A 12,869-nucleotide genomic window follows, 5' to 3' on the forward strand; every position below is an offset into this window, starting at 1 on the left:
TGGGACGTGGGGTTTAGTCAAAGGTGGGCTTGTAGCTGTCCTTGGAGTAGGTGAAAACGCTCTGGTCGAAGGCGTTGTACTCGTCGTAGCGCACCAGCTCATACAGGCGGGAGCGGTGCTGCATGCGGTCGAGCCATTCCTCGGATTGCAGGCCGGTTTCCTGCATGTCACGGAGGAATTCTTCGGTAGCACCCATGGCTACGCGCAGGGTGGATACCGGCCAGATGACGGCGTTATAGCCCAAGTCCTCAATGCGCTTGGCGGACAGCAGCTCGGTCTTGCCGAACTCCGTCATGTTGGCCAGCAGCGGGGTGTCCACGGCGGCGCGGAACTTTTCGAAGTCTGCCGGCGAGTACAGGGCCTCGGTGAAGATGAGGTCCGCACCGGCGTCGGCGTAGGCCTTGGCGCGCTCGATGGCTTCATCGATGCCGTGGATGCCGGCGGCATCGGTGCGGGCACAGATGATGAAGTTCTCATCGCGGCGCTCGTTGACGGCGGCGGTGATGCGGCGAACCATAAGATCCGTCGGCACCACTTCCTTGCCATCGAGGTGGCCGCAGCGCTTCGGGTTGACCTGGTCCTCCAGGTGGCAGCCGGCCAGGCCGGCGTCCTCCAGCGCGGCGACGGTGCGGGCGGCGGACATCGGTTCGCCGAAGCCTGTGTCGGCGTCGACAAGCACAGGCAGGTCCGTGGCGCGGGCGATGTGCCCGGCGCGCTGCGCCACCTCAGTGAGGGTGGTGAGACCAGTGTCCGGTAGACCCAGATCATTAGCCAGCACCGCGCCGGAGACGTAGACGCCGCCGAAGCCGCCGATGTCCTGGATGAGCCGCGCGGTCAACGGGTTGAAGGCGCCCGGCAGCGTGGTAATTCCCGGTGCGTTCAGCGCCTCGCGGAAGCTCTTGCGCTTGTCTGCATTGCTGATAGTGGAGCCAAATAGGCCAGCCATTTAGAACAGTCCCTTCGGGGTCTCGGGTGCGGTGGCGATAGCCTCGTCGGTGAGGCGAACGTTGAGCTCGCTCAGGTCGGTGAGGTTTTCCAGGTTCTGGGCGGCAGCGAGGAAGCGCTCCTGCTCCTCCTCCGATACCTTGCCGGCGGCGAGCTTCTTGAACTTGTTGATGTACTCCTCGCGGCCGAAGGGGCGGGCGCCGAGCGGGTGGGCGTCGGCCACCGCGCGCTCGTCCTCGATCACGGTGCCATCCTTGAAGGTGATGACGGCCTTGCCGCCGAAGGCCTTCTCGCTGAGGTCGTTGGAGTGGTAGCGGCGGGTCCACTCCGGGTCCTCAACGGTGGAAATCTTGTGCCACAGGTCGATGGTGTCCTGGCGGTGCTTGCGCTCATTGGAGTAGGAGGTCTCGTAATCCCACTCGCCGTCCTGGAGGGCCACGGCGAAGATGTACATGATGGAGTGATCCAAAGTCTCGCGGGAGGCGTTCGGATCCATCTTCTGCGGGTCGTTGGCGCCGGTGCCAATGACGTAGTGGGTGTGGTGCGAGGTGTGCAGGACGATGGACTCGATGTCCTCCGTCTTCAGGCCCTTCTCTGCCAGGGTCTTCTTGAGGGCAAAGGCCATGTCGATCGGGGCCTGTGCCTGGTACTCCGCGGAGTGTTCCTTGGTGTAGGTGTCCAGGATGGCTCGCTTGGGCTCCCCGTCCCCCGGCAGGGGGACGGTGTAGGTGCGCTCCGGGGAGTGGAGCATCCAGGCAATGAAGCCGTCCTCGCCTTCCCAAATTGGGGCCGGGGCGCCCTCGCCGCGCATGGAGCGGTCCACTGCCTCGATGCCCATCTTGCCGGCGAACGCCGGTGCATAGGCCTTCCAGGAGGAGATGAGGCCCTTGCGGGACTGGCGGGTAGCCGTGGTGGTGTGGAGTGCCTGGCCGATGGCCTGGTAGATGGTGTCGACATCGAGGTTCAGCATGGTGCCAATGCCTGCTGCGACCGAGGGGCCGAGGTGTGCCACGTGGTCGATCTTCCACTCGTGGAGGCAAATACCCTTGACCAGGTTGACCTGAATTTCGTAGCCGGTGGCGATACCGCGGATGAGGTCCTTGCCGGTCAGTCCCTTGTGCTGAGCCACAGCGAGAATCGGTGGGATGTTATCGCCCGGGTGGGAGTAATCGGCGGCGAGGAAGGTGTCGTGGTAGTCCAGCTCGCGCACGGCAGTGCCATTGGCCAGGGCTGCCCACTCGGCGGAGTAGGTGCCGTCAACGCCGAAGATGGTGGCGCCGCCTTCTTGAGCCGGGTGGGCCTGCGCGATAACGCGGGCGGAGGTCACCGGGCGGCGGGTGGCTGAGGCCACGGCCACGGAGGCGTTATCGATGATGCGGTTGATGATCATCTCGGTGGTCTCGGCCGGGACCTCGACGGGATCCGCTGCAACCTTGGCAATCTTGTAGGCCAGGTGCTCTTCGATAGGAAAGTCCTCGGCGGACTTGTGGGTACGTACTTCGTGGTTAATCAACGGGATTCCCTCCTAGACAAGAACAACGATTGCGATAGAGCTCACACTAACCACGCCCCGTGCGCCCTGCCACATGTGTAAACTGTGACTATCTGTTGCAGGGATTTGCGTTCCTTGCGAAACTTGTGGAATTCCCAGGCAGGGAGGCTTTTTAGGAGGAGTCAGACGGTGAGCAAACACTACGCGGGGGCGAGAATCCACGCACTACGCAAGGAACGCAAACTCACGCAAGCCGCCATGGCGAAGCAGCTAGGGCTATCCACCAGCTACCTCAACCAGCTGGAAAATGACCAGCGCCCCCTCACCGTCACCGTCCTCATGCAGCTGACCCAACGCTTCGGCGTTGATGCCACCTATTTCGCCGGGGACCGTGACCTGCGTGCCCTCGCCGAGCTGCGCCAGCTCTTCCCCGAAGCATCTGAGGCAACTCTTACCGATCTCAGCGGGCGCTTCCCCGAACTTGTGCCCCGGCTTGTCGACGCCGCCGCGCACACCCCCGCGGAACCCGGCCCCTTCGAGGCGGTCCGTGATTTCTTCTATGACGCGCACAACTACGTCCACAGTCTCGACATCGCCGCCGAGGAGCTTTCCGATTCGCTCGGGGACCGAGTCCTGCGCCGCGGGCGCTTGGCCTCCGTCTTACAGGAAGAGTTCGGTGTTACGACGCGCTTTTCCTCCTCGTCCCCGCGGCGCCGCGCCTTCCACAACCGGGAGCTGCACCTGCGCGCGGGACTTACGGAATCCCAGCTCGTCTTCGAAATGGCGCTCCAGTACTGCCTGCTGGCATACCCAGAGCATTGCGCGGAACTCGTCGCCGAATTACCGGGCGAGGAAGCACAGACTATTGGCACGCTGGGCCTCGCTCAGTATTTTGCCGCCGCCGTGACCATGCCTTATACCCAGTTCCTCGCCACCGCGGAGGAAACGCGCTATGACATCGATGTCATCGCGACGGCCTTTGGCACTGGTTTCGAAACCACCGCGCAGCGCTTGTCGACGTTACAGCGACCCGGCCACCAAGGTGTGCCCTTCTCCTTCATCCGCACCGACCGCGCGGGCAATATTTCCAAGCGCCAGTCCTCCACCGCTTTCCACTTCGCCCGCAGCGGTGGCTCCTGCCCGTTGTGGGTGGTGCACCGCGCTTTTGAAACGCCCAACCGCATCACGCGCCAAGTGGCCTCCATGCCCGATGACCACACCTACCTGTGGATTGCGCGCTTCGTCCAAGGCCAGGCCCAGGCCTGGGGCACGCCGCGCAAAGAATTCGTGGTGGGTTTAGGCTGCGATATCGCACAGGCGGATCGCGTGGTCTACGCGGATGCACTCAACCTCTCCCCTTCCGAGGCAACCCCCATCGGCCCCGGCTGCGCTGCTTGCCCGCGCCCGGCGTGCCCACAGCGCGCCTTCCCGCAGGCGGGCCGGCCCGTCAGCCTCGACCTCAATGCAACGCCGGTTTCGGCCTATGCCACCTCGTAGTTCTCTCATTTTCGCCTACGCAGGAGGTTCTCTCCCATGTCCGGCCCGGCACTGTTAGAGCAGCTCACCAGCGAATACGGTAAGCAGTTCACCATGGAAGAAGCCCAGCATGCGGTGAGCACACTGGGCTTATAAGGACGAGCCGAAACTAAATCGGAGTTAGAGCCTACTTACTCAAGGTCGTCGTGAGCAACGAGGCGGCGGGCTGCCTCCGTGATGGTGCCCGACAGGGACGGGTAGACCGCCAGGGAATCCGCGAGCTGGTTCACGGTGAGCTGGTTGGTCACGGCCACGGCGATGGGCAGAATGAGTTCGGAGGCAGTCGGCGCGACGATTACGCCGCCAATGACGCGGCCGGAGGTAGCGCGGCAGAAGAGCTTCACAAAGCCGTGCTGCAGGGAGCGCATCTTGGCGCGCGGGTTGGTGTTCAGCGGCATCATGATGGTGCGGGCGGCAACCTCACCGGCCTCAATCTCCGCCTGCGTAAAGCCCACGGCAGCGATCTCCGGGCGGGTAAACACGGCGGTTGCCACGGTCTTCAGACGCAGCGGGGACACGCCCTCACCCAGGGAGTGGTACATGGCGATACGGCCCTGCATCGCAGCAACGGAAGCCAGCGGGAACAGATCGGAGCAGTCACCGGCGGCATAGATGCCAGCGACATTGGTGCGGGAAACGCGGTCAACCTCGATGTGGCCAGATGGCGTGGTGGCCACACCAACGTGCTCAAGGCCCAGGTTCTTGGTATTCGGAATGGAACCGATGGACATGATGACATGGGAACCGTGGATCTCGCGGCCATCCTGGGTCTTGACCACCACGTTGCCGTCCTCAGTGCGGGAGACCGTCTCCACGCGGCAGTTCTTCTCCAGCTCCACGCCACGCTCAGCCAGGACGGTCTCGAGGACGTCGGCAGCATCGGCGTCGTCATGCGGCAGAATGCGGTCGCGGGACGCCACCATGGTCACGCGCACGCCCATCTCCGCGAAGGCGGACACGAACTCCGCACCGGTCACACCGGAGCCCACCACGATGAGGTGCTCCGGCTCCTCCTTGAGGTCATAAACCTGCTGCCAGGTGAGGATGCGCTCGCCGTCCGGCTGCGCGCCCGGCAGAATGCGCGGGGTAGCGCCGGTGGCAACGAGGACGAGGTCCGCGTCGAGGGTTTCGGTGGTGCCATCCTTGTGGGTGACATCAACCTTGTGTGCTGCACCCTTCACGCCATGCTGATCCTCAGAAAAGGCGGCACGCCCATCAATGACCTTGACGCCAATCTTCTCTAGGCCCGCACGGACGTCGCGGGACTGGTTAGCAGCCAGCGCCTGCACACGGCCGTTGAGGGCCTCCAGGCTCAGCTGCAAGGAGCTGAGCTGGTGGTTCAGGCCCATGTCATCCGCACGGCGGAAATCGGTGCGAATGTTCGCACCAGCGATGAAGGACTTCGAGGGCACGCAGTCCAAGAGAACGGAGGAGCCACCGGGGCCCTGTTCCTCAACCAACGTAATGTGCGCGCCGTACTTGGCGCCGGCGGTCGCAGCCTCGTAGCCTGCGGGGCCACCGCCGATGATTACGATGCGGGGGGCTTCCTGTGACACTGTCGCTCCTTTTTTAAAATTCTGCCTATAAGAACTCTGGGGAAATCCTTGTCACAGTGTAATGCTTAGGCGCTTAATCCTCCACGTTGGCAAACTGTTCTGCTACGGAGCCAAAGAGTTTGACGCCCACGCCGATAGCCCGCTCATCAGGTGCCAAATCTCCCATGTGGAGATCGTGCTGTTCGCCTTCACCGGACCAGCAGCCAAGGCGAGCCATGGAGCCGGGGACCTTCTCCAGGTACCACGAGAAATCTTCGCCGCCCGAGGACTGCGGTGCCTGAACCACGGCTTGCGGGTCGATGGCCTGGGCAGCGCTGGCGAGGAGGGCGGTGGAGACGTCGTCGTTAAGCACGGGCGGAACCCCGCGGTGGTAGACCAGCTCATGTTCCACACCCAGGGGCGCTAGCACCTGTTCCACCAACTCGGAGAAGAGCGTTTGCATATCCCGCCAGATTCCGATGTCTGCCGTGCGCATGGTGCCGGATACAGAACCGGTCTCCGGAATCGCGTTCGGGGCATAGCCGGAATTCACCTGGCCAAAGACCAAGACGGTGCCGGTGCGCGGATCGACGCGGCGTGAGAGCAAACCTGGCAGGTCCGTCAGCAGCTTGCCCAGCGCATAGACGACGTCCGCAGACAAGTGCGGGCGCGAGGTATGCCCGCCCGGGCCGGAGACGTTGATTTCCACGACATCGGTGGCCGAGGTGATCGCTCCAGCGCGAACGCCGATGCGCCCGACGCGCAGCTTCGGTTCAACGTGGACGGCGAAGATGGAGTTCACGCCTTCGAGCGCACCCCATTCAATGACGTCGGTGGCGCCGCCCACCCACACCTCTTCAGCGGGCTGGAAGATGACACGAACACCGAAATCTAGCGGATGCTCGCGATTAAGGTCCGCCAAGGCGCAGGCCGTGGCCAGCGCAATGGTGGTGTGCATGTCATGCCCGCAGGCATGCATGACGCCTGGGACCTCAGAGGTGTACTCGAGGCCGGTGACCTCGGTGACGGGAAGCGCGTCAATATCGGCACGGAAGGCCAAGCGCCCAAGTTCGGTATCGGGACCAATGTCCACCATGAGGCCGGTTTCGGGAAAAAGATGCGGCTCCAAGCCGTACTCGCGCAGGGTGCGGGACAGGAAGCGGGTGGTTTCCACCTCGTTATTGGAGGTCTCCGGGTGGCGGTGAATATGGCGGCGCCACGCGATGACCTCCGCGCGGTGGTTGCTGAACCACTCACTGACGTAGTCCGAGATCACTGCTTCCTCCTCCGTGGTTTTCTCTTGGGAAGAGTCTACAACTAGACCATGCGGTTCAGTTAGCCGGGCAGGTCACACGCTAGATATACTGAGCGGTCTGCCTGCCCGACGGTTTCGCTACAGGTCGATATTGCGGGGACCGTAGAGGCGATCGCCGGCGTCACCCAGCCCCGGCACGATATAAGCGTCCTCGTTGAGGGCAGGATCAATCGCTGCGGTAACCAAGCGAACCGGCAAGCCCGAATTGGCCAACGCATCAACGCCCGGCTGAGCGGAGACCATGCAGATCGCCGTGATGTCGGTAGCGCCGCGGTCCGCGAGGAGCTTCAGGGAGTGCAGGAGGGAACCACCCGTGGCGAGCATCGGGTCGACTACGAAGACGCTGCGGCCGCTGAGATCCTCCGGCAGGGCCTCCAGATAAGGCACCGGCTCGTGAGTTTCCTCATCGCGCGCCATGCCGATGAAGCCGACCTGGGCATCCGGAATCATGGACAGAGCCGGGTCAATCATGCCCAGACCAGCACGGATGATGGGCACGATAATCGGCGGATTCTGCAGGCGGGTGCCCTCCGCCGTGGCGACGGGAGTAACGCAATCAAAATGTTCGACGGGCAGGTCACGGGCTGCTTCATACACAAGCATGGTGCCCAGATCTCGCAGGGCGGCACGGAAAGCGGTGTTATCGCTGCGGGCATCACGCATCAGCGTGAGCCGGGAGGCGGCGAGGGGGTGGTCTACTACGTGGATATCCATGCCCTTCACTGTATAAGAATCCGGCGGGAACCGATCAGCGGGCGGTGCAGTCTAATAAGGCATGACTAGCTTTGAAACATTCACTATTGACACCGAGTACACCCGCCGGCTGGCACACGAGCTGGCCACCGTCTCCCAAACCTCCACCACTCCCCCTCCCGAGCTACCGACGGACCCCGTTCTAGGCGGCTTCACCGGAGCATTTAACTCCGCCATGGAGAACCTTTCTGCCCGCCTTGCCCAGGTCAGGGCGGATGCTGGTGCCGTGGCGGAGTCCAGCTTCCGCATGGCCCGCGAGGCCGAAGACGCTGACGGTGCTCTTGCTAGCGCCTGTGGGAGTCTGTGATGTTGGAGTCAGCACTCACCCACATCGCCCGGATGCAACCGGCGCAGCTTCCCGATGTCTCCCTGCCCACTGTGCCTGATCTCACTGCTGCCGGACCCTTAGCGGAGATAGCGCACGGAGATCCGCAGGCGCTTTTCGACACTGCACGCCAGGCCACCGAGGACCTTTCCACGGCGCGCTCTGCGTTAGATTCCGCGCGCGGGCTCATCTCGGCGGCCGTCAAGGACCTCATCGGGCTGGGCTTCGAGCTGCTCCAGCGCGGGCTGCCTTTAGCCCTGGGCTTGCTCATCCCCAACCCAGCGGCACAGGCCGCGGCCCGCTCTGCTTTGCAGGCTTTGGCAATGGAGTACGTCGGCAAGACGATGCTGCGCGTAAAGCAACTGGCCGGGGAGCTCCTTCAGTCGGCCGCACCCCTCGTGCCCATTGCTCAACGCGCGGTACGCCCTTCAGTGCGCGGTCCGCAGGAGGAAGGCGGGGCTCGCCACGCGCTCACAGCTTCCTCATCCTCCTCTGGCGGTGAAGGAAGTGCGCAAGGCCAGGCCGCGGTGCAAGCCGCACTCTCCCAGCTGGGAACACCCTATGGCTGGGGCGGCACCGGCAACGGTAGCTTCGATTGCTCGGGGCTGACCCAATGGGCTTGGCGCCAAGCTGGGGTGGAACTGCCGCGCACCGCTGAAAACCAGACTGTGGGCCGCCAGGTGAGCGCGGATGAGCTGCAGCCCGGCGACCTCGTCGTGTGGGATGGGCACGTGGCCATGTACTCCGGTGACGGGCAGATGGTGGAAGCCGGTAGCCCCGTACAAACCAATCCGCTGCGCACCAACAACATGGGGATGGCTTTCAAAGGCTTCTGGAGGCCTACAGGGTAGACTATTTGCCCATGAACACCCGCGCTATTGTCCCCATCAAGCTCTCCCTTTCTGAGGGCGATTTCTATACCCTGTGGGCGCCAAAGTGGCGCCAAAACGGTTCCGAGTGGCAGGCTTTTCTCGGTGATGATGAGTCGGTCCTGCTTTTTAACACCGAAGCCGAGATGCTCTGCTTCCTCGAATCTGGCACGAAGCATGACTTGCTCGATCACCCGAAGTGGGAGGTCTTCAACTCCCAGGCGGCAGACCGCGTCGTGCCAGAAAAGAAGCACGTCTACGACCTCATCGGGATGCCGAAGCACCTGGCCGGCCGTCCCAGCCACGAGAACGTGTCCACCGTCGCACGCTGCCTCGAGATTGCGCAGGCGCTGGCAGAGGTCAGCGCCGCAGAGCACACCGTCATCTTCTTCGCATCGCATTCCATCCTGCGCAACCCAGCCCGCGGAGCCGATCACTACGCCGGTGAACAGGGCATGAGCGAGTGGTCCGGCGTGGGCCGCGTTATCCACAGCAACTGGCGCTCGGTCATCGAAGACCTCGACAAGGTGGTCAAGGTCGTTCCTTCCTCTGACTTCACCCAGGATGCAACCACGAACGCCGCCACCCGCATCTCCGCCGCCAGCGAAGCAGCGGAGGAAGCACGCAAGAAGGCCGAGGAAGAGCGCAAGGCCGCCGCGGAATCAGCCGATCCTTATGACAGCTCCCCCTGGGCCGCCGCGGGCATCGACCCGGTAAAGATCACCGCTGATCAAAGGACGGTCTACACTCTGCGCACCTACCTCGACGGCAAGCCGGTTTTCTTGGGTAAGTGGGGCGAAATCTTCACCTTCCCCAGCTCCAAGGTGCTGGTGCGCTGGATCATGGAAAACGATGACCACGACCTAGCAAAGGTTTCCACCTGGGAGGAGGTCGTTGCCGCAGCGAACGCCGGTGAGCTCGAAGTCACCGTCCACCCGGATAACCAGTACAGCTTCTACGGCATCGTCCGCGATATTGAAAAGGGCCCCGAGTCCGTTGATACGGACCAAATGAGCCGCTGCTACGAGGTCTGCGCGGACGCCGCCGACTGGGCCGGGGATGACTCCATCAACTCCTACATGCTGCAGAACCCGCGCTTCCAGGACTACCTGGGCTACATGCTTGGCTCCACCGAGCACGCGGGTTACGTGCCCTCCAAGCCCTACACCGAGCACGCGGAGTCCTGGAAGGGCCTGGAGGAAATGCTGACGAAACGCTTCTCCCGCTTCTAGTTTCTATTCGGAAGACTCACTGACTTCTTCCGCCTCGGAGTCGCTCACACCGGAAGCGTCTTCCGCAAATTCCGGATCCGCCAGTTCCTCATAGGCGGGCAGGATCTCCTGCTCAATGAGGCGCTGGCGGTCTTCTTCGCTAGCAAAGGAATTCTCAATGGCCTTGATGGTGAGGTCGAAGAACTCCTCGAGGCCATAGCCAAAGGTCTCGCTCAGAGCGAGGAACACATCGCTGAGCTTCTCGCCCGCCACCGTGCAGGTAAAGCCGAGCTGCTGCAACAGCGGCAGAGGGTGATCAGCCAGCTCCTCTGCGGGCATTTCCTCCAGCGGCGCAAAGGTCAGCGCGATGTGGCGATCCCGCACCCACGCCGAGGCTTTACCTGGGCGAACGCCTTCGAGATCCGCGCTGAAATCGTCGACGAGATCAGTGGCATGAACAAGGCGCGTCGCACCCGCCTGCACAGCCGCCACGGCGTCCTCATAAGAGGCAACGTCCCTCTCCCACGGGATGAAGTCTGCGCGGAGCTTCTCAGCCGCAGATAGCTCAGTCAGCGCAGCACCGGCAACGCCTTCGCCGGCATCCCAGCTATTGGCATCGCCCTCAACGATGAGGCGGGCATCGATTCCGGGAACGTCGAGTCCTTCCTGCGCCGCAGCGAGTGCCTCAGCGGCGCCGAAGGAGAAAGCACTGGGGCGCAGGCGGAGCTCGGCGTAAACCACGTGGTCGTCGACAAGCGCCTGCACAACAGCCTGCGTGGCCGCGCGCAGCTCCTCCGGGGTGGAAGCATCCGTGGGCAACGGTGCGAAGAGCGTCACCTTGGGCAGACCGGCGAAAATCTCGGCGCCGGAGTCTTTGTTCTCTGGGCTAATTAGTGGTGCGTCATGCATGAGGATCATCCTAGGACGAGGTCTAGGATTAAGCACGCTATGAAACATGTCCCCGCGCTCCTCACCGCCATCGCCCTGGCCGCAACGCCGCCCGCGTTCGCAGAAGAGGAAGAGTCCTCATCGCCCACGCGCACCACCGCGCCGGATACCGACGCCTGCCCGCATTCTCTCGTTCCCGAGGAACCGACGACCACCTCAGAAAGGTTGGCGCCCGGCCAGGAAGCGCCCACTCCCCTGCCCGCGGTTGAGGGCGCTGCGTGTGGCGTGACGGCCCCGCGCGGCTTTCGGCTGAACAAGGACGTTGTAGCTTCGGCATGGATGGTCAGTGACCTAGACACCGGCGAAATCATCGCCATGAAGGATCCCAACGGGCGCTATCGCCCGGCCTCCATCATCAAGGCGCTGCTGGCGCTCGTGGTTATCGAGGAGCTTCCCCTCGACCAGCGCATCACCGCCACGCTTGACGACGCCTCCGTCGAAGGCTCCGCCGTCGGCCTCGGCCCCGATGGGGTCTACACCGTGGAGCAGCTTCTGCAGGGTTTGCTCATGGCTTCCGGCAACGATGCCGCGCACGCCCTCGCGCAGGCCGTTGGCGGGGATGAGGAGGCGCTAAAGAAGGTCAACGCGAAGGCACAGGAGATTGGCACGCGCTCGACGGTGGCGGCCAGTTACTCCGGGCTGGACGCGGCGGGTATGTCGACGTCCGCGGCGGATATCTCGCTGATCTACCGCGCGGCTTTTGCCAACGACACCTTCGCGCGCATCGTCGATACTGAGCACGTGGAGTTTCCCGGCTGGGGTGACATGCCCGGTTATGAGCTGTGGAATGACAATGGGCTCTTCCTCAACGACCCGGATGGCATCGGCGGAAAGACCGGCTATACCGAGGACGCGCACCACACCTTCGTCGGCGCAATTAATCGCGACGGGCGCCGCCTGCAGGCGGTCCTCCTCGATACAACCGTCGAGCATGGTTTCCGCGCCTGGGAGCAGGCGCAGATGCTTCTCGACGAAGCCTCCGACGTCCGCCCCGGCGATGGCGTAGGGCTTTTGGATGATTTCGCGGCTGGGAAAGAAGAGCCCTCGGAACCTGCACTTACCAGCCCGGTTCCTACCACGCCTTCTGCGCCCGCCGCCTCGGAGGCGACTGCGGGGTCTTCGTCCTTTGGGGACTCGCAGGGCTGGATCGGCTGGCTGGTGGCAGGCCTCGTCGCCCTCCTTGTCGTAGTGGTCGCTACTTTTTCACTACTTCGGCGTTAGCCATGATGTCGTGCTGGCCGCGGAGCGCATTCTTTGGGCTAATCGTGGTCACCACGTAGAGCGCACCGAAGAAGGCGACCAGCGGGCCGATGAGCGGCACGAGGGAGGCCACGCGCCACCAATTGCGCTTAAAGCTCTGTTGCCAGGTGAGCTTGTTGTGAGTGCTGACATCGCGCACGGTGTAGCCCGCAATCATCTTTGCAGGCGTTGCTCCCACGAGGACCTCGAAGCAGAGGTAGTAGGCCACCGTGATGATGCCGGTGATGCTGGTGAGCCAGACCTCATTGACGCTGGAGTTATACACCCCGATGCTAACGAAGAGGGACGCACCGATCGCCGCAATGACGTAGTCGATGACGGCCAAGAGCACGCGGGTGCCGGGAGTTGCGCGCGGGGCGTCCTGAACGGGCGCATCAGGCGCGGGAGCATGGTGGTTCGCGCCCCAGCGGCCGGTCGTGGCGTAATCATCCAGCTGCGCCCACGTGAGCCGAGCACCTGATTCCAGCATTTGGTCATAGCTTGCGCGGGAGGAAGGCTCACAAAGAATGCGGGCGGCAACTGCGAGTTCCTCGCGCTCTGGGTTGTCGGAGAGGTAGCCGAGGCCTTCGAGGCGGGCGTCGGCAGCCGCCAGTTGCACGCCCAGCTCGCGTGAGGTCGCGCGCGAATCCAAGGTGAAGTGCTCGTAGAGGTTCGGAGCAAAAGACGCTGGTAGCATCCCG

General features: G+C 63.3%; 13 protein-coding genes. 6 read left to right on the forward strand and 7 right to left on the reverse strand.

From position 1 onward, the window contains the following. Positions 1-13: 13 nt before the first annotated feature. On the reverse strand, positions 14-946 hold the full coding sequence (prpB, locus tag HMPREF2978_RS10710) for a methylisocitrate lyase (protein WP_070745517.1): 933 nt from the start codon (positions 944-946) through the stop codon (positions 14-16). Continuing rightward, complete coding sequence (gene prpD / locus HMPREF2978_RS10715) at positions 947-2,458, reverse strand: 2-methylcitrate dehydratase PrpD (protein ID WP_070745519.1); 1,512 nt, start codon at positions 2,456-2,458, stop codon at positions 947-949. Between the two features lie 168 nt (positions 2,459-2,626). On the opposite strand from prpD, the gene HMPREF2978_RS10720 reads away from it, so the two are divergent. Next, positions 2,627-3,934, forward strand: coding sequence for a short-chain fatty acyl-CoA regulator family protein (locus tag HMPREF2978_RS10720; protein ID WP_070528067.1), 1,308 nt, complete (start codon positions 2,627-2,629; stop codon positions 3,932-3,934). A 36-nt stretch (positions 3,935-3,970) separates the two neighbouring features. Then, on the forward strand, positions 3,971-4,069 hold the full coding sequence (locus HMPREF2978_RS12915; protein ID WP_246818770.1) for an Ltp family lipoprotein: 99 nt from the start codon (positions 3,971-3,973) through the stop codon (positions 4,067-4,069). 35 nt (positions 4,070-4,104) lie between these two features. Here the strand turns inward: HMPREF2978_RS12915 and HMPREF2978_RS10725 are convergent, their stop codons facing one another. From HMPREF2978_RS10725 to upp, 3 genes are all read right to left on the reverse strand, one after another. After that, on the reverse strand, positions 4,105-5,529 hold the full coding sequence (locus HMPREF2978_RS10725; protein WP_010189383.1) for an NAD(P)H-quinone dehydrogenase: 1,425 nt from the start codon (positions 5,527-5,529) through the stop codon (positions 4,105-4,107). A 73-nt stretch (positions 5,530-5,602) separates the two neighbouring features. Next, the gene (locus tag HMPREF2978_RS10730) at positions 5,603-6,784 is read right to left on the reverse strand and encodes a M20 family metallopeptidase (protein ID WP_010189384.1); all 1,182 of its coding nucleotides are present in this window, start codon (positions 6,782-6,784) and stop codon (positions 5,603-5,605) included. 117 nt (positions 6,785-6,901) lie between these two features. Beyond that, positions 6,902-7,537 (reverse strand): uracil phosphoribosyltransferase, encoded by a 636-nt coding sequence (gene upp, locus HMPREF2978_RS10735; RefSeq protein WP_010189385.1) that lies wholly within the window; start codon positions 7,535-7,537, stop codon positions 6,902-6,904. Positions 7,538-7,598: 61 nt separating this feature from the next. On the opposite strand from upp, the gene HMPREF2978_RS10740 reads away from it, so the two are divergent. From HMPREF2978_RS10740 to HMPREF2978_RS10750, 3 genes are read left to right on the forward strand one after another with little or no spacing between them, the layout of a single operon-like run. Further along, positions 7,599-7,883, forward strand: coding sequence for a hypothetical protein (locus HMPREF2978_RS10740; RefSeq protein WP_070528063.1), 285 nt, complete (start codon positions 7,599-7,601; stop codon positions 7,881-7,883). Continuing rightward, the gene (locus tag HMPREF2978_RS10745) at positions 7,883-8,752 is read left to right on the forward strand and encodes a C40 family peptidase (protein WP_070528060.1); all 870 of its coding nucleotides are present in this window, start codon (positions 7,883-7,885) and stop codon (positions 8,750-8,752) included. Before HMPREF2978_RS10740 ends, HMPREF2978_RS10745 begins: the two co-directional genes overlap by 1 nt. Positions 8,753-8,763: 11 nt before the next feature. Then, complete coding sequence (locus tag HMPREF2978_RS10750; RefSeq protein ID WP_070528056.1) at positions 8,764-10,002, forward strand: hypothetical protein; 1,239 nt, start codon at positions 8,764-8,766, stop codon at positions 10,000-10,002. A 3-nt stretch (positions 10,003-10,005) separates the two neighbouring features. Here HMPREF2978_RS10750 and HMPREF2978_RS10755 read toward each other — a convergent pair whose 3' ends face one another. Next, positions 10,006-10,890, reverse strand: coding sequence for an amidohydrolase family protein (locus HMPREF2978_RS10755; RefSeq protein ID WP_083316538.1), 885 nt, complete (start codon positions 10,888-10,890; stop codon positions 10,006-10,008). A 39-nt stretch (positions 10,891-10,929) separates the two neighbouring features. Between HMPREF2978_RS10755 and HMPREF2978_RS10760 the strand changes: the two genes are divergently transcribed. Then, a complete protein-coding gene (locus tag HMPREF2978_RS10760) occupies positions 10,930-12,150 on the forward strand; it encodes a D-alanyl-D-alanine carboxypeptidase family protein (protein WP_070528049.1) in 1,221 nt (406 codons plus the stop codon). Here HMPREF2978_RS10760 and HMPREF2978_RS10765 read toward each other — a convergent pair. Continuing rightward, positions 12,125-12,865, reverse strand: a complete 741-nt coding sequence (locus HMPREF2978_RS10765; protein WP_070528045.1) for an RDD family protein — start codon at positions 12,863-12,865, stop codon at positions 12,125-12,127. The genes HMPREF2978_RS10760 and HMPREF2978_RS10765 overlap by 26 nt on opposite strands. Positions 12,866-12,869 lie beyond the last annotated feature (4 nt).

This window comes from Corynebacterium sp. HMSC074C01 (genome assembly GCF_001814605.1).
Classification (GTDB): domain Bacteria; phylum Actinomycetota; class Actinomycetes; order Mycobacteriales; family Mycobacteriaceae; genus Corynebacterium.